The sequence below is a fragment of the Candidatus Nitrosopumilus sp. genome (genome assembly GCF_965263415.1).
In the GTDB taxonomy this organism is placed as follows: domain Archaea; phylum Thermoproteota; class Nitrososphaeria; order Nitrososphaerales; family Nitrosopumilaceae; genus Nitrosopumilus.
The window spans coordinates 937,581-957,883 of sequence record NZ_OZ253671.1; the positions used below are offsets into that span (position 1 = coordinate 937,581).

A 20,303-nucleotide genomic window follows, 5' to 3' on the forward strand; every position below is an offset into this window, starting at 1 on the left:
AGAGCAAATGAAAGTTCCTTTGGGGGTTCTTTTACCTGAAAGTCAAGCAAACAAAGAAAACATACTCAAACACATAGAAAAAAACTCTTACGTTATAACAGTTGGTGATAGAACTACTGAAAAGATGATTGATTTTGATTTAATTCCCTCACTTCAAATTGTTGATGGCATTGAAAAAAGAGAAAAAAGAGAGCCTCCAAAACTTGTAAATGCAACTGAGATAACTGTTGATAATCCTCCTGCTGAAATTACTTCTCAAAGTATTGATGTTATCAAAAACGCATTTTCAATGAATTCTCCAATACGAATTCTTGTAACTGGTGAAGAAGACCTTCTGGTGTTGCCTGTTTGTATACATGCTCCTGAAAACTCTGTTGTATTGTATGGTCAACCAAATGAAGGGTTAGTGATAGTCAAGATTACCTCCGAAATTAGAAATAAAGCACAAAACCTACTTGATTTAATGGAATAAGGGGTATGATGAGACGGTGGCTGTATGATTAATGATTACACTACTAAAACCTCTGACCCTATTAATTCCTAATTTTGAAGAATGAAAATCAACCAAATCTCTTACAACAATTGACATTCCAAGATAAACACAGATTACATGATTATATTGCGTGAAGCTTGATCCTGAACTGCAATTACAAATTTTAGAAAAAGTTGGAATTTACTCAAACCGATTCTCTATTCCTGAACCTACAATTCTATTAACTACAAAAGAAGTTCTGGATGCTCCAAAAGAAATGACTGAAGGAAGACGTACATCTGCTTACAAATACTATGGAGTTTCTTACCTTCAACACAATCTAGTTTTCATAAATGTTAGAAAGATTCCTGATGAGAAGACTCTTGAAAATACAATTGTACATGAACTGATCCATATGCGATTCCCCTATCTTGCACATGGAAAAAGATTCAACAAACTAGTAAGACAGGGTTTGCGTGGCAAATCCTTTTTGCCATATAGAAAAAGAAGCAAAGCCCACGCTATTTGATTTATATTTCCCAGACTTGGGCATGCGAGTATAACATGGAAATCTCTGAGATTCTGCCATTTATCGCAGGAATTGCATCATTTTTAGTAGCTGGTGGATTAGTTGCTTGGATTTCAAAGCAACCTGCTGGAACAAAAGAGATGATGGATATCTCGAATGCTGTCAAAGTTGGGGCTGCGGCATTTCTAAAAAGAGAGATGAAAATTATTGTTCCTGTTGCAATTGCATTAACTGTGATTATTGGGGCATTCCTTACTCCATCAAATGGTCTTGCATTTGCAGTTGGCGCAGCATTGTCTGCTGTTGCAGGAATTATCTCATTAAAAATTACAGTAAAAGCAGCAGTAAGAGCTGCACATCTAAGTAGTGACGGACTTGGAAAAACATTTGCTATGGCCTTTAGAGGCGGTGCAACTGTTGGTCTTGCAGTACCTGCAATGGCATTAATGGCAATTGCTGGTTTGTATCTTGTATTCCCTGACCCCATCACAATTGCTGGTGTAGGAATTGGTGCAAGTCTTATTGCACTATTCATCAGAATTGGTGGTGGTATATTCACAAAGGCTGCAGATATGGGTGCAGACTTGGTAGGAAAAGTTGAAGCAAACATTCCTGAAGATGATCCTAGAAACCCTGCAACTATTGCAGATAATGTGGGAGACAACGTTGGAGATGCAGCAGGAATGGGTTCTGATGTTTACGAGTCTTATATTGTTACAATTTTAGCAGCATTACTAATTGCAGCATTAATTGGTGCACCAAACTATTTCCTTTACCCAATACTTGTTGGCTCATCTGGAATGATTGCATCCATCATTGGTGTTGTTATCGTTGGTTCTAAGGGAGTAACTGATGTAATGAAGCCGCTTAATCGTTCTTTTTATGTTTCAGCAGCAATTGCTATTGGACTAAACTATGTATTCATTACACAATTCATTGAACAATCTACTGCAGGAATTGCTTTGTTTGGTACAACTGTAATTGGTGTAATTTTGGTACCTGTTATTCAAAAAATCACCGACAAATACACTAGTTACAAACACGGTCCTGTAAATGAAATTGCAGACTCTGCAAAGTGGGGCTATGCATCATTAACCTTAATGGGAATTATCAAAGGAATGCAATCAACAGGACCATTTATGATTGCACTAGTTGTCGCAATTATACTATCTTATAGTATTTCATCTGCTGCCGCCCCTGAAGGCGCAGATCCAGTATTGTATGGAATCTTTGGAACTTCACTTACTGCAATGGCAATGCTAAGTCTTGCAGGAATTGTTCTAAGCATTGATGCATTTGGTCCAATTGCAGATAATGCAGGAGGTATTGTTGAAATGACTGGAATGGGTGAAGAAAACCGTAAAGTCACAGATGAGATTGATGCTGTGGGAAATACTACTAAAGCAGTTACAAAGGGATTTGCTATTGCAAGTGCTGCATTAGCTGCACTTGCCATGATTCAAGCATTCCAATTTGAAGCCGCACATATCTTTGAAGGTGTTTTAGATTTAGATTATAGTTTGACAAATCCTGCAATCATTGTAGGTCTCTTGATTGGTGGGTTGATTCCATTTATCATTACAGGTCAACTGATTAATGGTGTATCTCGTGCTGCTGGAAAGATGGTAGATGAGGTAAGACGCCAATTCAAATCAGATCCAGAAATTCTTACTGGTAAATCCAAACCTGATTATGCTAAATGTGTAGACATTGCAACTGTTGCTTCTATTAGAGAACTTTGGAAACCTGCAATTGTCGCAATTATCGCTCCAATCATTCTAGGTGTTTTACTAGGCCCAACTGCAGTAGCTGGATTGTTAATGGGTGCTGTTGTGACTGGAATTCTACTTGCATATCATTTGGCAAACACTGGTGGCGCATGGGATAATGCAAAGAAACTTGTTGAAATGAAAGGTGAAAAAGGCTCTGAAGTTCACAAAGTAGCAGTCGTTGGTGATATTATTGGTGATCCCTACAAAGACACAGCAGGTCCTGCACTTAACACTGTAATCAAATTACTAAACACAATTGCAATTGTGTTTGTATCTGCATTTGTCGCAATAATCGCACTTTAATTTTCTTCAACAATCAAAGTCATATCTAATTCATCAACTTGAGCTTGAATTGCTTTTTTTAGAGTTTCATTATGTGCATCACAGAATTTGAAGTAATCATCTGCTGTTTGAAAACATCCACAAATCCATCTTGTTTTTTTGTCTCCTTCCACAGTCCACTTTGAATATTTTTGTTCATCCATACAATTCTGAATGCTATTAATCTAAAAAATGTGTATCGTAGAAAAAGGAAAAAATGTTTAAGGACAGCCTTCCATCTTTTGGATAAAGTAGCCGTTTTCCTTAATTGCCTGTTCTACAGGCTCTGGTGCTCCTTGGGAGTGGCAGAATTGACATTCGTTTGTAGTCATTGTTGCGTTTTCTTCTCCAATGGATTTTAACCACTCTTTACCATATGTGATGGCTTTATCGTGATCTTTTTCACCAGTAATTACATCAAAGTGCATGGTGTGACCATCTGCTGCTTTGACATAAGTGTCGTACACGTGAATTTCCATAATCTTAATCAAAAAAAGGCATATTTAATTCAAAATGATATTCTAGAGCATGAAACATACAATACATGTTGATGTTGATTCATCAAAGATAATTCTAGAATTAGATGATTCTCATTCTCCCACAACTGTAAATGAGTTTGTTGAAAAGTTACCCTTTACAGTAGATCTAAATGTTTGGGGTGATGAAATCTATTCATCAAAGTCTCCAATTAACCAACCTGAAGAAAATGCAAAGTCTCCTGTAGAATTAAATGATGTTGCTTATTGGCCAACAGGAAAAGCTATCTGCTTATTTTATGGACCTACTCCAATAGGAAAACCTGGGGAGATAACCCCTGCATCCCCTGTAAACATTATTGGTAAAGTAGTATCTCCTGACAAATCTATTCTTAGTATGACTGATGGAACAAAGGCCACCTTTAGGAAGGCTTGATTATTTTTCCACAATTGGAATTTCTTTGATTTTTGATTCTAACAAGTATGCTCTAAAGTCATTGTTTACTCCAGAGTAAATTACCCATGCAACCGGGTTGCTTTGCATGAATTTTTTGTCTGTATTTGATGGGTATGCTTCAGAATTTGGGTGTGAATGAAAAATTCCTATCACATCCATCTTTTTTTCTTCGGCAATCTTGTATCCCTCTATGAGTTGTTCATTTGAAATGGTAAAATTTACTGGTGATTCTTCAATATTTTTTGTAAGAAATATCTCTGAAACTGTATCTTCTTTACCAAATAGTATGGCGCATGATTCGTTTGGCTTTTCATCTTCAGCATGTTGTGTTAGAATTTTTTTATCTGAATTTGATAAGATGATTTTCTGCAAATCTATTCTACGTTAACAATTCCTACCATCCATGGATGGAATGTACAGTAATAATCATAACTTCCTGCTTCTGTAAATGTAAATTCAAAACTATCTCCTGCCATCATCATTTCAGAATCAAATACCCCTGTTGACTCTGTAGGTGGCATACCTGATGTTACTGTGTGTACAGTAGTATCTGCATTGTCCCATAACACTGTATCTCCAACAGATATTGTAATTACTTCAGGGTCATAATAGATTTGACCATCTTCTGGAAGTGCTGCACCTTCTGGCATTACTACTTTGATAGGTTCTTTTGCACCTTCAATGGTTAATGTTGCAACCATCCAAGGATGTACAATACAAAAATATTCGTATTCGCCAATTTCTAAATTAGTTGTATCAAGTGTAAATGATTCTCCTGGACCTAACAATCCTGTGTCAAATGTTTCTCCAAAGTCTTCAGAACTAGTTGCAGTATGTGCTGCAGAATCTGCATTAATCCATTCTACAATATGTCCTTGTTGAACAACTGCTGTATCTGGGGCATAATCTGGATTTCCTTCTTCAGCTGAACCTTCTAACATTTCAATTGTAGAGACAGGACCTGCTGGTACAACTTCTTCTGCACTTGGTTCTTCAACTGTAACTTCATCAGGAATCAAATATGTATCCGGACTAACAAATCCAAATCCAATCCATGCAATAATTCCTGCAGCTGATGCCATTCCTACTATGGATCCGACAGGTTTCAAATATTGTGGATGCTTCATTGCAAGATATGCTATAATGATTGCTGGGAATGCGATTGCCATCAAAATTCCAGCTATTGTAACAGTATAAGCCGAAGTATTCGCTGTAAATGCAAACATTCCAAATCCTAGCGAAATTGATGCAATTACCAAAACTGTGGCTTTTGCTCTGTTGCTAGTTGAAACTCCTCCATCTAAGATACCTGTTGCCAAGAAGATTAGTCCTATGAACATAGTAAGACCAGTCAGAGCATGCATTCCATCAATGAAGGTGTGTGCAACCTCGGCATATGATATAACGACTCCTGCCAATCCTATGGCTGTAAGTCCCATTCCAGGCATCATGAGGTCCCAATTACTCATTTAACGTAGCTGGTAGGACTGAGATACTTATTCCTTTTGAAATGATACGGATCAAAGACGAAGAAATTAAATGGCTTTGGACTAGGATAGAGTGAGATTGGGATTTAATGAAATAATGGAGATATCCAAACCAAGGATTGTTGTTCTTCTAGTAATCACTGCAGTTACTTCGATGTATGCTGCAAGTAAACTGGTTCCAGGTACACCTGAGCTTGATTATTGGTCTTATTTACACATCATTATAGCTGGGGCATTGGCATCAGCTGGTTCTAGTGCTCTGAATCACTACTATGACAAAGATATTGATCCAAAAATGGAGAGAACCAGCAAAAGACCTATTCCTTCCGGACGAATGGCAGCATCTCATGTTTTGATTTATGGTTTGGCTGTTAGTTGTATTTCTGTTATCTATGGATTTTTTGCATTAAATGCAGTTTCTGCATTCTTTATTGCAGTTGGAATCTTTTCTTATGTCATAATCTATACTGCTTGGCTAAAACGTCTAAACACTTCAAATATTGTAATTGGTGGTATTGCTGGTAGCGCAGCTGCATGGGCTGGTTGGTCTGCAGCTACAGGAAGTATGGATCTTTTAGGATTCTTAGTTGGTTTTCTTGTATTTGTTTGGACTCCATCACACTTTTGGTGTCTTGCAATGAAAATCAAAGATGAATATGCACAAGCTGAAGTCCCCATGTTACCTGTTGTAATTGGAATGCAAAAAACTTCAAAATACATTTTGGGAAATACCATAATTTTACTTCCTTATTCATTGATACTTTCTTTTATTCCCGATGGGATGGGAGTTGTATACACTGTAATTGCAGCAGTTTCTGGTGGATTGATGTTGGCATATCATTACAAACTAACAAAAACTCCTACATCTGAATTTGCTTGGAAAGCATACAAGGTTACTGCACCTTATCTTACAATAATTTTTGTTGCAGTCGCATTAGATGCAGCATTTCATATTCCTTTGTTCTAGGAATTATTTTTCAAAACCTGGGAAACTTGCTTCATAGTCTTTTTCCATCATTTCCTTGTTTTGCTCATCAACTTCATCAACTTCTTCTTTTTCTGCGAAAACCTCAATTCTTTTCTCATCTTTTGTAATCCAAGATACTTTGATTAATCCAAGAATCTCTAAATCTAAAAGTATCTTGTTGAATTTGGCTTCTGCCATGGTAAATCCATCTTTTGTCAAAATTTTGTAAAGATCAACATCTGTTAGTGAACCTGCATCTCTAATTTTGTCAAATACTGTATTTCTGATTGGAATTGCCATTTTTATCCGTAGAATGTTTTATCTCCTGTCTTTGGTACTACGTTAGATATACTTTCCTTAACTGATTTGTACCATTGATCAACTTCTTTTGTAATTGAAGGTCTAACATGTTTTAGACTGTTTGCAAAGTCTTGACTAGATATCTTTGTAGCATTATTTTGCATTGCTTGAACTGCTGCTTCTCTACATAATGCCGCTAAATCTGCACCTGTATAGTTTTGAGTTGCTACTGCAATTTCCTGTAATTTTACATCACTAGTTAATGGCATTTTTTTTGTCAAAATCTTGATAATTTCTAATCGTCCTTTTTCATCAGGAGGCTCAACATACAATACCAAATCTAATCTTCCTGTTCTCAACAATGAATTATCTACTACATCTGGTCTATTGGTAATTCCAATTACTACCACACGTGATGAAACTCCATCTTCAATCTCTGTAAGTAACTGACTAAGAATATTCTCCCCAACTCCTCCTTCACCTGATTTACTACGTGCAAGTGAGTCTAACTCATCAAAAATAACTACACACGGAGACGATGCTTTAGCTTTTCTAAAAATTTCTCTAACAGCTTTCTCAGATTCCCCTACCCACTTTGAAAGAATCTCTGGACCTCTAACTAAAATCATATTTGCACCTGTTTCTGTTGCAAGTGCTCTTCCAAGCAAAGTCTTTCCACATCCTGGAGGTCCGTAAATCAGTGCACCTTTTGGTGGTTTGATTCCCATTTTGGTAAATTTACTTGGTTCGTTCATTGCTAGAATTAGATTGTCTGTCAATGATTTTTTGATCTCATCTAATCCTCCTACGTCTTGCCACCAAACTTTTGGTCGTTCAACATAGACCTCTCTCATTGCAGTAGGTACAACTTCATGCATTGCATCGTAAAAGTCGATTAATTTGATCTTCATTGATTGTAGTACTTCTGAAGGAATCTTTTCTGTTTCAAGATCTATTTCTGGTAGGTATCTTCTAATTGATTTCATTGCAGCTTCTCTACATAATGATTTGATGTCTGCACCAGTGTATCCGTGTAATTCTGATGCCAAGTCTTTTAGATCAATATCCTCATCAATTGGCATTCCTCTTGTATGAATTTGAAGAATCTCAATTCGTCCATCTTCATTTGGAACTGAAATTTCAAACTCTCTATCAAATCTGCCTGGTCTTCTAAGTGCAGGATCAACACTGTCTGGTCTATTTGTAGCTCCGAGGACAATTACATTGCCCCTGTCATTTAGGCCATCCATTAAAGCCAAAAGTTGTGCAACAACTCTTTTTTCAACGTCTCCATAAGCCTCTTCTCTTTTTGGTGCAATAGCATCAATTTCGTCAATGAATATTATACTTGGAGAGTTGTCTTTTGCTTCTTTGAAAATATCTCTTAATTTTGCTTCTGTTTCTCCATAATACTTGTTCATAATCTCTGGACCATTAATTGGGAACATGTTAGCTTCTGATTCACTTGCCATGACCTTTGCTAGCAAAGTCTTTCCACATCCTGGCGGTCCATAAAGTAAAATTCCGCTATGTGGCTCAATTCCTAATCTGGAGAATAATTCTGGATGTCTTAATGGGAGTTCAACAATCTCTCTCATTGCTTTGACTTTTTCTCCTAATCCTCCAACTTCTTCATATGTTACTCTAACTTTTCTATCAACTGCAGTTTCAGTTGAAATGTTAAGTGTGGTGGAGCGGTCAATCTTTACTACTCCTTTTGGTGTGGTCTTTGTAATCTTAAAGTCCATTGAATTTCCTAGAATCATTACTGAAATTTCATCACCATGTGTAATTGGCAATCCCTTTAATCGATTTTTTACAAAATCTGTAAACTCTTTATCAACTGTAACTGAATCATTAACTGGGGTTAAAGAAACAGATTTTGCAATCTTTGATGTTACTTTTCTGATTTTTACAATATCGTTTAGTGATGCACCAACATTTTTCCTTGTTTGCCCATCAACTCTTATGATGTCTGGAAATTTTTCGTCTTCATCTACTGGCCAAATCACTGCACAACTAGTTCTTGAACCCATAACTTCGACGATGTCTCCTGGAGTCACTTTGAGAAAATCCATTGCTTCAGGACCGATTCGAGCTCGTTTCTTACCTACGTCTCTTTGTTTTGCTTCTCCAATTCGCATCTGCAAAGGTTCCTCTTTGCGTACCAAAAAATCACCTATTTCATGTCAACTGACATTCGGCTCATATTGAGGACCTCGAATTCACTAACGCCCTCTGTCTTTTTAACAGCATCTTCTAATGCATCACTTTGACCTTCTTTGTCTTCTAAAACAAATTCAGCTTTCAAAAATTCTAAACCAAATGCTAGTGGTTCTTTTGCATGTCTTTTCATCTGAATTCCTTCTGGCAATGTACTCTTTAGGGTCTCTGCAAGTTTGTCAAGATCTACATCGGTTCCTTCTGGAAGAATTTTTGTGATAAATAGTAATTGTGCCATTTCTCTAAGGTCCTGTAAACCCACATGAAGAGCAAGTATATGTTCTTGCAGCTTCTCTGCAACTAGAACATCTCCATATTAAATCCGCGCCACAACTTGGACAATTAAATTTTAAACATTTATCATTCGGCATAATATGTCTGTGACAACAACTACATGTTGGTAGTGATATTGTTGATGATGACATACCACGATTTTCTGCAAACATCATTTATATCTTCCTTGAAATTTAGGCGTGTTTCATCGAAGTAGTTTTTTGAATTCTCCACCAATTAGTGTTTGAGCTGTTTTGATTGATCCCTTTAATCCTAACAGTTTAACAATTGAACTTGTATGAAAATCAAAATCATCCTTCTCTGAAATATCTTTTAAAATTTCTGGTGTTATTGATTCAAATAATTTGTTGATTGTACTATTGTCCAGTCTTTCTAAAATTTTTCTTGCAAAAATTTGTTTTTCAAATTCTTTTCCAAATCTATCTGTCCATCTATTTTGATATTCATCTAGTTTTGATTTATTATCTGTCTTGAGAAATTCTGCTATTGCTTGCCCTGCATAAATTCCTCCCATTCCACTAGTGAAAATACCTCCTGCAGTAGTTGGCTTTGCTTGCCCTGCAGCGTCTCCTACAATTACAGTATTTCCCTCAACAAATTTTTCAATTGGGCCTTTTACCCAAATTGGTGCAAAAATCTTTCTAATTGTAGAGTATTTTCCTTTCTCTGCAAGAATTTTATCTATTGTTTCTGCAACATTGATTCCTTTACCTGCAACTCCAATCTTTCCTTTTCCTTCGTTAGATGGAATTATCCATGCAAAAAAACCTGGATATTTTTCTTGATCAAAAATCACTTCTACTTTTCCTTTTTTTATCCAATCTGCATAGACTTCGTATTGTGCAGATGATAAAATTCCTGTTCTGTCTTTATGAATTAAGGATGACACTCCTCTTGCATCAACAAAAATTTTACAATCTATATTTTCTTCATTTGTTCTAATTCCAGTGTCTGTCATCTCTTGAAAACTTGTTCTAACTTTGATTATTGCTCCATTTTTTTGGGCTTGAAAAGCAATCTGTTTGTCTAGTTCTCTTCTACTAATCTCTATAACTTTTTGATTTTTTGAGTTTATCGAAAAACTTTTTCCGTCAGGAGCAGTAATTTCAGCTGATTCTATCATATGATCAAATGTTTTTCTAAATGGAATTATTCCCAACTCTTCTAATCCTGAAATGCTGACTAATCCGCCACAATGTTCTGGTGTACCTATTTCATAATCTTCTTCAATAACTAATACTGAGAAATCTTTTGCTGCAATCTCTCTTGCACAAAGTAATCCTGCAACACTACCGCCCGCAATTACTACATCAAAGTACACAGTTTTTGTTTCTTTGTCAATTATTTAATTCAAAAGTTTTTCATTATGCCTGTTTTTGGTAATAGTATGGGAGATATCAAACAGGTAATTGTTGTTAGAACTGACCTTGAAATGGGTAAAGGAAAGATTGCTGCTCAGGTAGGCCATGCTTGTGTTCTTGGCGCAGAACATGTGAGAAAATCTCATCCTGAATGGTATGAACAATGGTGGGGCGGACAAGAAAAAGTAGTAGTCAAAGTTTCTGGAATAAAGGATTTACAAGAAGTAAAAAAACATGCAATTGATTTGAATCTACCTTGGTCTGAAATTACTGATGCAGGTCATACTCAAATTGCTCCTGGAACTACTACGTGTATTTCAATTGGCCCTGCACCTGAAAATCTGATTGATAAAGTGACTGGTGACTTGAAATTACTTTAGAATTTTGGAATAAGATATAACGAGGAAAGTTTGCTTTTTTATTTGTGAAAAAACAAACCAAAGGAATTTTGGCTTTTGCATTTTTAGGTGGAATCATGGTTACTTCTGGAGTTGTTATTGCAATTCCTGGACTTGCTCCTGATGAGGAGGGCCCTGAAATGACAGTTACTGGAACTCCTGCAGATAATTTTCCTGATGAAGATCGTCCTAGATTTTGTGGTTCAGGAGATGCAAAGTCGACTAATTTTGTAACAGAGTATTCGATTCCAACTGAGTGTACTAATCCTTTGGCAATTGTTACTGATTATGACGGAAATGTTTGGTTTGCACAAACTAATACTGGAAAATTATCAAAGTTTGATCCTAACACTGAATCATTTACTGAATATGATAATCCCACATGGCCAAAAAATGGTCGTTCTATGATGTGGGGAATTGATTATGCCCCTGATGGCTCTGTATGGTTTACTGATGAGACATTTGATTCTATTTGGAAATTCAATACCCTTGATGAAAAATATGATAGACTTGGATATCCCTCTGTAGATGATTCGTTACCTCAGAGACTTCAGATTGATGGTTCTCAGATAATTGTTAATGATTTTACTGGAAATAAACTGACATTCTTTGATATTGGTCAATCCACTGGAGATGTTGAATACATTAGTTTACCTTCACCTATTGATAATTCTGTAACTGCTGATTTTGCTTTAGATGCAGATGGTAATGTTTGGTATACTAATTGGTTGTTTCAACAGGGTGGGGTTTTGGTAAAATTTGATTATGATGGTTATCGAAATGAAGTTCAAGAATCTGGACAAGAATTTTTTGCAGGAGAAATGTTTACAGAAATTTACCAGTTACCTGTAGCATTACTGACTCCAAACGGAGCTGTGGTTTCTAATGATGGAAAAATTTGGTTGGCTGATACCACTTCATCTTCTTTCTTTAGCTTTGATCCAGTAACTGAAGAATTTGTACAATATGTCACAGCAGATCCATTACTTAGCACATATGGAAACCAAACAGGTGTAATCAAATCCCCTATTTCTAGACCTTATTGGATTGATTCTGATGCTCAAGGAAGAATCATCTTCAATGAACAAAATGCAAATAACATATCTGTATTTGATCCAAAATCAAACTCTCTTGTAGAATATCATGTTCCTTCAAAGAATCCTTACTGGGGAGATTGTGATCCTGGAACGGGTTTAATGCTAGCAGACTGTGGATTGGCACAAATCTTTGACTTTGCTGTAGATGGAGAAAAAATTTGGTTTACTGAATGGGTTGAAAATAATATTGGCGTAGTTGATACATCTATTTCACTTCCTGTTGAAATTCAATTAGAATCAGAAACAATTTCTCTTGATTCGGGTGATTCACAACATTTCAACTTTGTTGTATCTCCAAAATCAAATGACACGTTAGGTGGCTCTCTCATTCTAGTTAGTTCTCATGACTTTTTGAGTGTGGAACTCTCACACGATAGTCCTGAATCTTTCCAATTGGTTTCTGGCACATCTCAACCAATTCATACAGATATTTCAGCATCTGATGATGCAATTCCTGGAACCTACCATATTCTAATTGGAATGCAATCCTCTGATATTGCAGTTAGCAAATATGTTACAGTGACAATAGAGTGATACCTGAATTAGATTCTCAAATAGGAATTTCTGTTTATAGTACAAAATTTGATGGTATTGGTGGAAAAATTCGTATTACTCCTGAAGATTTTGAAGTTTCTGAAAAAATTTTAGAAAAAACTCTGAATTTAATTAACCAAGAAGAAGGGTACGCTGTTTACAAATTAAAAAAGAAACGAATTGATACAAATCATGCATTATCTAATATTTTCAAAAAGAAAGGGCTTAGACTAAAGTCTCTTGGATTAAAGGATGCATCTGCAATCACTGAGCAGTTTGTTTGTTCTGGGCATAAGGGTAAAGCAATTGAAGATTATTCAACTGAAAAATATTCTTTAAAAAAAATTGGCTTTGTAAAAAAACCTCTTTCAAAAAAAGACATGATTGGGAATCACTTTAAAATTAAAATCTCTGATTGTACGGATAAACTATCTTCATTTGAAGAGTTTAACAATATCTTGAATTTTTATGGATACCAAAGATTTGGCTCAAAAAGACCTGTAACCCATCTGATAGGCAAAGCAATACTACAAAGAAATTTCGGTAAAGCGGTTGATTTGATTTTATCTTTTACTTCTGATTATGATTCAAAAGAAAATAATGAAATTCGAAAAAAACTTGATGACAAACAAAATTACAAGCAGTATTTTGAAAAAATCCCAAAACAAATGGATGTTGAAAGAATTGTCATAAAGGATATGATGGAACATGATGATCCCTTTCATGCAGTACGTGCAATTCCGTTATCTCTAAGGAGATTTTACATTCAGGCATATCAGTCATTTATTTTCAATAAATCCCTGAGTGCGGCATTTACTGATGGCGAAAATCTATTTGAGCCTGAATCTGGAGATATCTGTTTTGATTTTAAAGGGATTATTGGAAAATTCATCAAGGGATTAGATCAAAATTTGGCATTACCTTTTGTAGGATACTCATATTACAAAAAAACAAGATTTGATTATCAAATTTCACAAATAATGAAACAAGAAGAAGTAGCACCAAAAGATTTCTTTATCAAAGAAATGCAAGAAGTAAGTAGCGAAGGAGGATTTAGACAAGCTGCAATTCACTGTTCTGATTACTCCTCTCATGATAATATTGTAGAATTTACTTTGTCAAGAGGTTCTTTTGCAACTATCTTACTGCGAGAGATAATGAAACCTTCTGATCCTATTTATGCTGGTTTTTGAGATCAATTTTGAAAAATATTTTCTTAGATGTCTTTAAGTTAGTGTCCATTTGAAATATTTTAGAAATGGAAAAATCCTACATGTTAATTAGCTGTGAAATAGGAGAAGAACAATTTCTTTATTCTCAATTAAAAGAAATCCCTGAAGTTAAAAATTGTTTGGTAACTTTTGGAAGCTATGATGTAGTTGCCGAATTTGAAACTGACACTCAATCACAAATGAATGAAGTAATTACAACAAAAATAAGAAAACTTAAGAAAATTCGAAGTACTATAACACTTCGTGCGATGAACTAATTTCGTTTTATTACTTGTACTACCATACCTGATATCATGATAATTATTCCTATAATCATGATTTGTATTCCATAAGTTACCCAATCTGGATTAGAATACATGAATGATGATTCTGGTCCTATAACTGACTGACCTTGAAAATGAAATACTATTCCCAAAACCATGATAATTCCTCCAACTATTGCTAATACTGTGCCTAATTTCATGATCCAACTTATGCGCTTGCCCTAAAAAGGGTAAAGAGAATTGATAATTTGACCAAATGATTTTTGGATTTGGTCTTTAATGATTTTTGTATGATTGTGTATAGTGTATAACTGGACTGATACTTACGAATCAAACAATCACAAGTATTTAGGATTGATTCTATTTGGAACATCTGCTTCACTTGCAGTAATTTTATTTCTAATCTTTCACCCTCAAATTGATGAAATTAACAAACAATCTCCCATTCTCATCAATATTATGTTCATTCCTGCAATGGCAGTTGGTTTTCTATATGGTGTAAGAATAACTGAAAGAGCTGTAAAACCATCTGAAATTAGAAGTCCAATAAAACGCTCGATTGTAAAAATTTTCTTATTCTTCTTTGTTATTGGTGGAATGTTTAGCTCTGTAAATTTTGCAATAAATGGAGGTAGTGTTATGCCTGATGTTTCAATTATTGAAGATGGACTTTTATCTTGGATTAACAACTTTGTCACTGCAAATGGCGGTGCAACATTTTTGATTATTACTAGTATTGCATTAATGGCAGCAGCTACAAAAAGAATTGTTGGGATGAATTCTGGATTCTTAAACCGATTTGTAACTTCTGTTGGAACCTTTGTATTTTTTACAATGCTTGCTCTAAGCTTTACAAAATCTGATCCTACGTCTTCAGGTGTATTGTTATACACGTTTTATCAGGCTGGTATTGTTGGTGGTGCATTCTTTGCAATGAATCGTTTAACAAAGAATCAAAATATGTTAGAAGACTTTTCAAACGGATATTAGATCTTATTCTTCAAGATCTACATAAATTCCTGAGATTTGATTGTTGATTCTATCCCAGTATTTCTCACAACCCTCTGTCTTGAAATCACTTGCCTTACATTCGTTAAAATGCAATGTGTTGTCTCTTTGCAAATTATCTGCATATAATACATCATCTGCCATAAACAAAGCCATTATTCCAATCACTGCTAGTGAAGCTGCTACTGCAATCATAGAATATCCTACTTTTGCATGGTTGTGAGGCTCTTTCATTTAAAAAAAATCAATTACTCTTGAATTTAATCTTTTCAAGTTACCATTTTGCGATCAATTTCATGATACTAGGTAATTTTATTGGAAAAGAAGAAAAGTCAGTTATTCAAAATACCTCTGTTGAGCATTCAAATTCTACAATACGAGTTTTTAGGTCCTATCCCCCTCGATGACTGGGGGCCACCAATGGAGAAACTGGTGTTTTTGATAATGTCTAGAGATAAGGACAGATTCAACATTGTCTATGCTGGTGACTGTGAAAAAACAGATGACAAATCATTTTTTGTTCAACATTCCAGCTTCAAATGCTGGGTTGAAAAATCAGGCTCTGAAAAATCTCTATATCTTGCAATATTGCCTCTGTTTGATGCAAACAAAGAACATCGACAAAGTGTGCTAAACAAAATCAAAGTACGCTATAACCCTCCATGCAATACAGGTGAAATTGTTGAATCAAAACCTGATTATGTTGTTCGAAAATCAACTGATTCTGAAAAATTCTCTTGCCCTTGTTGTGGATCTGAAATGAAAGCAGAGCAGTTTCTAGAAAAATCTACTCTTTACAGATGTAGCAGCTGTGGAATAAGTGACACTAAACTTAATTCTTGACTTTGTTTTGAACATCAAAGAGTTGCAATGTTAGTAAATCAATTGCTTTTTTCAAATGTCCAAATTCGTTTATTGAATGGATTTGTCCTTCCACTAAGGCTCTCATGATTTTGATAGAGTTTTTTTGAAAGTCATCTGATGCAACAATTTCCATAGCGTTAATTTTTGACAATAAATTGTCTAATTCCTTTATCATCTCATCAGATGGTTTGTGTTTGTCCATGACTATTTGAAATAATTTTGATATATGAATTGTTACAACAATTCTTCATCAATTTCTTGAATTGGGTCTAAATATTGCTGACATGTACATGTAGGAATCTGGCATTTCCCCATTTTCATTAATGAATTGCTTTGCTCATTTGGAATGTGAGCCTCGTCAGTATGGTGGCATCTCTTACAATTCATATCTTCAACTCACCATTTCGATATTTAACTAGTCAGGGAATTAAAACTGCTCTAGCTTCAATCTCTGAGTCTTTTAATTTTTTGAGAACTTTGTTTGCATCCTCTAACGGAAATACTTCAGATACTACTTCGATATTTTTTTCATCACATGTCTTGATTACTTCTTCCATGTCTTTAGTTGAACCAATCAAAGTCCCTCTGATTGTTTTCTCTTCAAATGCTACAAAAGATGGGTTCTTACCAATTGTTGCAATTACTACCATCCCTCCTTTCTTTATAGCCTTGATTGCGGTATCAGTTACAATATCTGCAGGTGCAAAAACAATTGCAGCATCCAAAAATCCATGTTTTTCTTTTAATTTTTCTAAAAACTCTTCTTGATTTTCAGAAAACTGTATGGCATCAATTGCACCTAATCTCTTTGCAACATCTAGGTGACTTTGAGACCTTGAAAATGCAATAACATCACAATCTTTCACCTTTGCAAACTGTACTGCCATGTGTCCCACTCCTCCAATTCCAAAAATTCCAATCTTTTTGTGAGTTTGTGGTTCTGCAGCTTTTACTGCTTTGTATGCTGTAATTCCTGCACAAAACAGTGGTGCTGCATACTCTGGTTTCATAGAATCTGGTACCTTGGTTGCAAAGTCCTCAGTAACTGTTACGTATTCTGTGTATCCTCCTTTGAGAGTTTCACCTAGAATAATTGAAGATTCACACAAGTATTCTTTTCCTTCTTTACAATATTGACACTCTTTACATGCTTCTAGTAATGGTGTAATTCCAGCTCTATCTCCAACTTTGAATTTTGTAACCCCACTTCCAACTTCAACTACTTTTCCTACTACTTCATGTCCTGGAACTGTTGGCAATTGTGGTGGAATTCCAAGTTCTTTCCAATCTCCTTCTATTCCATGTAATTGTGAATGACACACTCCACATGCTTCGATTTTTAGTAAAATTTCATTTGTTCTTTCAATTTTATGTCTATCAATCTCTGTTAGTTTTAGTGGATTTGTTTCAATTACTGCACATTCAGATAGCACCATTGCACGCATCTTATCCATACAATACGACTTTTTTTTAAATAATTTTAAGATTCGCTCCTACCCATTAGAAAAATAAGGGACAGAAATTATCTAATTTTGTGCCTGAAATCACAGATGAAGACAGAGAACGTATAGAATTGTTACGTCTTGTATCTAGTTCAAAAAATGAATTCAAAAACCTCACTTTGGAACAACTAAAAAGATTGCAAGAATTAGTTGAAAAGAAAGATTACAGTCATGACAAAAAGGCTCACAAATCTAAGGTAAAATTACTTGGAAAAATCAATGTTCGAATATATGAGATAACTGAAGGTCGAGGAATCTGGGGTTAACCAATTAAGTACAAATATCAAAACAAATCTGAAAAACTGTGGTAGAAAATAATCTTATTCATGAAACAAGCCCTTATCTTCTTCAACATGCCAATAACCCTGTTGATTGGTACGGATGGAATGATGATGCATTAAAAAAAGCAAAAGATGAAAACAAGCCCATCTTTCTTAGTATTGGTTACAGTTCTTGTCATTGGTGTCATGTAATGGCACATGAATCATTTGAAAATGACGAAGTTGCTAAATTTATGAATGAAAATTTTGTAAATATCAAAGTAGATAGAGAAGAACGTCCTGACATTGATGATATTTATCAAAAAGTTTGTCAGATAGCTACTGGTCAGGGCGGATGGCCTTTGAGTATTTTCTTAACTCCTGATCAAAAGCCCTTCTATGTTGGAACTTATTTTCCAGTATTGGATTCTTACGGCCGTCCTGGATTTGGAAGTATATGCAGACAACTTTCTCAAGCTTGGAAAGAAAAACCTAAAGATATTGAAAAATCTGCTGAAAACTTTCTTGAGGCTCTAAACAAAACTGAAAAAGTTTCAATTCCTTCAAAATTGGAAAAAGCAATCCTTGATGAAGCTGCAATGAATTTGTTTCAACTAGGAGATTCAACTTATGGTGGATTTGGATCAGCCCCAAAATTCCCTAATGCTGCAAATGTTTCTTTTTTGTTTCGTTATGCAAAGATGTCTGGACTATCAAAATTCACTGAATTTGGGCTCAAAACTCTCAAAAAAATGGCAAATGGTGGAATATTTGATCAAATTGGAGGTGGTTTTCATAGGTATTCTACAGATGCAAAATGGCTTGTACCTCACTTTGAAAAAATGCTTTATGATAATGCCTTAATCCCTGTAAATTATGCTGAGGCTTTTCAAATAACAAAGGATCCTTCCTATCTTGATGTTTTGAAAAAAACCCTAGATTTTGTTTTACGTGAAATGACCTCTCCTGATGGCGGATTTTATTCTGCATATGATGCAGACTCTGAAGGTGTAGAAGGAAAATACTATGTTTGGAAAAAAAGTGAGATTAAAGAAATTCTTGGTGATGATGCTGACATATTCTGTTTGTTCTATGATGTTACTGATGGTGGAAATTGGGAAGGAAACAACATCTTGTGTAATAATTTGAATATTTCTACAGTGGCCTTTAATTTTGGAATTACAGAAGATAAAGTTAGAGAAATCCTTCAAATCTGTTCAAAAAAACTACTTGATGTTCGTTCCAAACGAATTGCCCCTGGATTAGATGATAAAATTCTCGTTTCATGGAACTCTTTGATGATTACTGCATTTGCCAAAGGACATCGTGTAACAAATGATACTAGATATCTTGATGCTGCAAAAACTTGTATCTCCTTTATTGAAAATAACTTATTTTCTGGAGAAAAGTTACTTAGAACTTATAAAAATAAAACTGCAAAAATTGATGGTTATCTAGAAGACTATTCTTACTTTGTAAATTGTTTGTTAGATGTCTTTGAAATTGATCCTAATCCAAAATATCTACAACTTGCACTCAAACTAGGTCGCCATTTAGTAGATCACTTTTGGGATTCAGAAAACAATAACTTCTTTATGACTTCAGATAATCATGAAAAGCTAATCATCCGACCCAAAAGCAATTATGATTTGTCCTTGCCCTCTGGAAATTCTGTTTCTGCATTTGTTATGCTTAGACTATTTCATTTTTCTCAAGAACAACAATTCTTGGAAATTACTACAAAAATCATGGAATCTCAGGCACAAATGGCAGCTGAAAACCCATTTGGATTTGGACATTTACTAAACACCATTTCAATTTATTTAGAAAAACCTGTTGAAATCACAATTATTAACCCTGAAAATTCTCAATTATGCAAATCAATTCTTTTGGAATATTTGCCAAACTCAATTGTTGTCACTGTACAAAATTCTGAACAATTATCTGCATTAACTCAATATCCCTTCTTTACTGGAAAATCTTTTGAAGAAAAAACATCTGCGTTTGTTTGCAAAAACTTTACTTGTTCTTTGCCATTGCATACACTTGATGAGATAAACTCCCAACTTTAGATTTTCTTCAAGTTTACTTCGATTGTGTTTCCTACTTGTGGTCTACCCATCCCATCATATCTTGCCTTTGGCATTGCAATTGTGATTTGAGTTTGTTGATATGATTTGATGTTTACTGTAGGTTGTGCTTGTAATATTGCCTCTAACAATGGCATTACCTGCTCTTTTGTTTCTTGATCAAGCTTTTTTGAAACATTCTCAATTATCATTTGTTTTTGTGAAATGGGCTCTGTTGAAACATTTTCAATTAATGTTATCTGTATGACCTGTCCATTGTCTACTATCTGAGTGATTCTAAATTCGTTTGTTGCTGACATACTTTGCTAGATTTCCTTGATGATTTATCTTTAACGAATTGAAAAATACAATGCCACTATTGCTGTGACTACTGCAGCAGCAGTACCTCCCCAAAAA

At 35.0% G+C, this 20,303-nt stretch carries 28 protein-coding genes; 13 read left to right on the top strand and 15 right to left on the bottom strand.

What is annotated here, in order from left to right; all coding sequences use genetic code 11:
* Positions 1 to 7 precede the first annotated feature (7 nt).
* The 3 genes from ACQY22_RS06160 (at position 8) to ACQY22_RS06170 (ending at position 3,076) form a co-directional block, all read left to right on the top strand.
* Entirely contained in the window at positions 8 to 472 is a 465-nt protein-coding gene (locus ACQY22_RS06160; protein ID WP_428323828.1) for a GTP-dependent dephospho-CoA kinase family protein, read from the top strand.
* 151 nt (positions 473 to 623) lie between these two features.
* Positions 624 to 1,001 (top strand): hypothetical protein, encoded by a 378-nt coding sequence (locus ACQY22_RS06165; RefSeq protein ID WP_428323829.1) that lies wholly within the window; start codon positions 624 to 626, stop codon positions 999 to 1,001.
* A 35-nt stretch (positions 1,002 to 1,036) separates the two neighbouring features.
* Complete coding sequence (locus ACQY22_RS06170) at positions 1,037 to 3,076, top strand: sodium-translocating pyrophosphatase (RefSeq protein ID WP_428323830.1); 2,040 nt, start codon at positions 1,037 to 1,039, stop codon at positions 3,074 to 3,076.
* Here the strand turns inward: ACQY22_RS06170 and ACQY22_RS06175 are convergent.
* Together ACQY22_RS06175 and ACQY22_RS06180 are read right to left on the bottom strand one after the other, a co-directional pair.
* Positions 3,073 to 3,258, bottom strand: a complete 186-nt coding sequence (locus tag ACQY22_RS06175) for a hypothetical protein (protein WP_428323831.1) — start codon at positions 3,256 to 3,258, stop codon at positions 3,073 to 3,075. The genes ACQY22_RS06170 and ACQY22_RS06175 overlap by 4 nt on opposite strands.
* A 57-nt stretch (positions 3,259 to 3,315) precedes the next feature.
* Positions 3,316 to 3,573, bottom strand: a complete 258-nt coding sequence (locus ACQY22_RS06180) for a DUF2024 family protein (protein WP_428323832.1) — start codon at positions 3,571 to 3,573, stop codon at positions 3,316 to 3,318.
* Positions 3,574 to 3,622: 49 nt separating this feature from the next.
* Between ACQY22_RS06180 and ACQY22_RS06185 the strand changes: the two genes are divergently transcribed.
* Entirely contained in the window at positions 3,623 to 4,006 is a 384-nt protein-coding gene (locus tag ACQY22_RS06185; RefSeq protein ID WP_428323833.1) for a cyclophilin-like fold protein, read from the top strand.
* Here ACQY22_RS06185 and ACQY22_RS06190 read toward each other — a convergent pair whose 3' ends face one another.
* Both ACQY22_RS06190 and ACQY22_RS06195 read right to left on the bottom strand, forming a co-directional pair.
* The gene (locus tag ACQY22_RS06190; protein WP_428323834.1) at positions 4,007 to 4,399 is read right to left on the bottom strand and encodes a Mov34/MPN/PAD-1 family protein; all 393 of its coding nucleotides are present in this window, start codon (positions 4,397 to 4,399) and stop codon (positions 4,007 to 4,009) included.
* A 2-nt stretch (positions 4,400 to 4,401) separates the two neighbouring features.
* Entirely contained in the window at positions 4,402 to 5,496 is a 1,095-nt protein-coding gene (locus ACQY22_RS06195) for a cupredoxin domain-containing protein (protein WP_428323835.1), read from the bottom strand.
* A 97-nt stretch (positions 5,497 to 5,593) separates the two neighbouring features.
* On the opposite strand from ACQY22_RS06195, the gene ACQY22_RS06200 reads away from it, so the two are divergent.
* A complete protein-coding gene (locus ACQY22_RS06200; protein WP_428323836.1) occupies positions 5,594 to 6,481 on the top strand; it encodes a heme o synthase in 888 nt (295 codons plus the stop codon).
* 3 nt (positions 6,482 to 6,484) lie between these two features.
* On the opposite strand, the gene ACQY22_RS06205 is transcribed toward ACQY22_RS06200, so the two are convergent.
* From ACQY22_RS06205 to ACQY22_RS06225, 5 genes are read right to left on the bottom strand one after another with little or no spacing between them, the layout of a single operon-like run.
* A complete protein-coding gene (locus ACQY22_RS06205) occupies positions 6,485 to 6,781 on the bottom strand; it encodes a hypothetical protein (RefSeq protein ID WP_428323837.1) in 297 nt (98 codons plus the stop codon).
* Between the two features lie 2 nt (positions 6,782 to 6,783).
* Positions 6,784 to 8,952 (bottom strand): CDC48 family AAA ATPase, encoded by a 2,169-nt coding sequence (locus ACQY22_RS06210; protein WP_428323838.1) that lies wholly within the window; start codon positions 8,950 to 8,952, stop codon positions 6,784 to 6,786.
* 8 nt (positions 8,953 to 8,960) lie between these two features.
* A complete protein-coding gene (locus tag ACQY22_RS06215) occupies positions 8,961 to 9,242 on the bottom strand; it encodes an elongation factor 1-beta (protein ID WP_428323839.1) in 282 nt (93 codons plus the stop codon).
* Positions 9,243 to 9,246: 4 nt separating this feature from the next.
* Positions 9,247 to 9,453, bottom strand: coding sequence for a zinc finger domain-containing protein (locus tag ACQY22_RS06220; RefSeq protein ID WP_428323840.1), 207 nt, complete (start codon positions 9,451 to 9,453; stop codon positions 9,247 to 9,249).
* A gap of 29 nt (positions 9,454 to 9,482) precedes the next feature.
* Complete coding sequence (locus tag ACQY22_RS06225) at positions 9,483 to 10,619, bottom strand: NAD(P)/FAD-dependent oxidoreductase (RefSeq protein WP_428323841.1); 1,137 nt, start codon at positions 10,617 to 10,619, stop codon at positions 9,483 to 9,485.
* A gap of 66 nt (positions 10,620 to 10,685) precedes the next feature.
* Here ACQY22_RS06225 and pth2 point away from each other — a divergent pair, with 66 nt between their 5' ends.
* From pth2 to ACQY22_RS06245, 4 genes are all read left to right on the top strand, one after another.
* Complete coding sequence (gene pth2, locus ACQY22_RS06230; RefSeq protein WP_428323842.1) at positions 10,686 to 11,039, top strand: peptidyl-tRNA hydrolase Pth2; 354 nt, start codon at positions 10,686 to 10,688, stop codon at positions 11,037 to 11,039.
* Positions 11,040 to 11,083: 44 nt separating this feature from the next.
* On the top strand, positions 11,084 to 12,688 hold the full coding sequence (locus tag ACQY22_RS06235) for a lyase (protein WP_428323843.1): 1,605 nt from the start codon (positions 11,084 to 11,086) through the stop codon (positions 12,686 to 12,688).
* Positions 12,685 to 13,881 (top strand): tRNA pseudouridine(13) synthase TruD, encoded by a 1,197-nt coding sequence (gene truD / locus ACQY22_RS06240; RefSeq protein WP_428323844.1) that lies wholly within the window; start codon positions 12,685 to 12,687, stop codon positions 13,879 to 13,881. Before ACQY22_RS06235 ends, truD begins: the two co-directional genes overlap by 4 nt.
* A 65-nt stretch (positions 13,882 to 13,946) precedes the next feature.
* Positions 13,947 to 14,177 (top strand): Lrp/AsnC ligand binding domain-containing protein, encoded by a 231-nt coding sequence (locus ACQY22_RS06245; protein WP_048069680.1) that lies wholly within the window; start codon positions 13,947 to 13,949, stop codon positions 14,175 to 14,177.
* On the opposite strand, the gene ACQY22_RS06250 is transcribed toward ACQY22_RS06245, so the two are convergent.
* Complete coding sequence (locus ACQY22_RS06250; RefSeq protein WP_428323845.1) at positions 14,174 to 14,383, bottom strand: hypothetical protein; 210 nt, start codon at positions 14,381 to 14,383, stop codon at positions 14,174 to 14,176. The two genes, ACQY22_RS06245 and ACQY22_RS06250, sit on opposite strands and share 4 nt — an antisense overlap.
* Before the next feature lie 103 nt (positions 14,384 to 14,486).
* Here ACQY22_RS06250 and ACQY22_RS06255 point away from each other — a divergent pair, with 103 nt between their 5' ends.
* Positions 14,487 to 15,173, top strand: a complete 687-nt coding sequence (locus tag ACQY22_RS06255) for a hypothetical protein (protein WP_428323846.1) — start codon at positions 14,487 to 14,489, stop codon at positions 15,171 to 15,173.
* 3 nt (positions 15,174 to 15,176) lie between these two features.
* On the opposite strand, the gene ACQY22_RS06260 is transcribed toward ACQY22_RS06255, so the two are convergent.
* On the bottom strand, positions 15,177 to 15,425 hold the full coding sequence (locus ACQY22_RS06260) for a hypothetical protein (RefSeq protein WP_428323847.1): 249 nt from the start codon (positions 15,423 to 15,425) through the stop codon (positions 15,177 to 15,179).
* Positions 15,426 to 15,545: 120 nt separating this feature from the next.
* On the opposite strand from ACQY22_RS06260, the gene ACQY22_RS06265 reads away from it, so the two are divergent.
* Positions 15,546 to 16,034: a hypothetical protein gene (locus ACQY22_RS06265; RefSeq protein WP_428323848.1), complete on the top strand. Its 489-nt coding sequence runs from the start codon at positions 15,546 to 15,548 to the stop codon at positions 16,032 to 16,034.
* On the opposite strand, the gene ACQY22_RS06270 is transcribed toward ACQY22_RS06265, so the two are convergent.
* Genes ACQY22_RS06270 through ACQY22_RS06280 form a run of 3 tightly spaced genes read right to left on the bottom strand, consistent with a single transcriptional unit; the run spans position 16,024 to position 17,509 of the window.
* Complete coding sequence (locus ACQY22_RS06270; RefSeq protein WP_428323849.1) at positions 16,024 to 16,257, bottom strand: hypothetical protein; 234 nt, start codon at positions 16,255 to 16,257, stop codon at positions 16,024 to 16,026. The genes ACQY22_RS06265 and ACQY22_RS06270 overlap by 11 nt on opposite strands.
* 32 nt (positions 16,258 to 16,289) lie before the next feature.
* Entirely contained in the window at positions 16,290 to 16,442 is a 153-nt protein-coding gene (locus ACQY22_RS06275; RefSeq protein ID WP_428323850.1) for a hypothetical protein, read from the bottom strand.
* 32 nt (positions 16,443 to 16,474) lie between these two features.
* Positions 16,475 to 17,509 carry an alcohol dehydrogenase catalytic domain-containing protein gene (locus ACQY22_RS06280; protein ID WP_428323851.1) on the bottom strand — a complete coding sequence of 345 codons (1,035 nt, stop codon included), beginning with the start codon at positions 17,507 to 17,509 and terminating at the stop codon, positions 16,475 to 16,477.
* 80 nt (positions 17,510 to 17,589) lie between these two features.
* Here ACQY22_RS06280 and ACQY22_RS06285 point away from each other — a divergent pair, with 80 nt between their 5' ends.
* Together ACQY22_RS06285 and ACQY22_RS06290 are read left to right on the top strand one after the other, a co-directional pair.
* Entirely contained in the window at positions 17,590 to 17,823 is a 234-nt protein-coding gene (locus tag ACQY22_RS06285; protein ID WP_428323852.1) for a hypothetical protein, read from the top strand.
* A gap of 38 nt (positions 17,824 to 17,861) precedes the next feature.
* Positions 17,862 to 19,889, top strand: a complete 2,028-nt coding sequence (locus ACQY22_RS06290; RefSeq protein WP_428323853.1) for a thioredoxin domain-containing protein — start codon at positions 17,862 to 17,864, stop codon at positions 19,887 to 19,889.
* On the opposite strand, the gene ACQY22_RS06295 is transcribed toward ACQY22_RS06290, so the two are convergent.
* Complete coding sequence (locus ACQY22_RS06295; protein ID WP_428323854.1) at positions 19,886 to 20,206, bottom strand: hypothetical protein; 321 nt, start codon at positions 20,204 to 20,206, stop codon at positions 19,886 to 19,888. The two genes, ACQY22_RS06290 and ACQY22_RS06295, sit on opposite strands and share 4 nt — an antisense overlap.
* Positions 20,207 to 20,303: the final 97 nt, after the last annotated feature.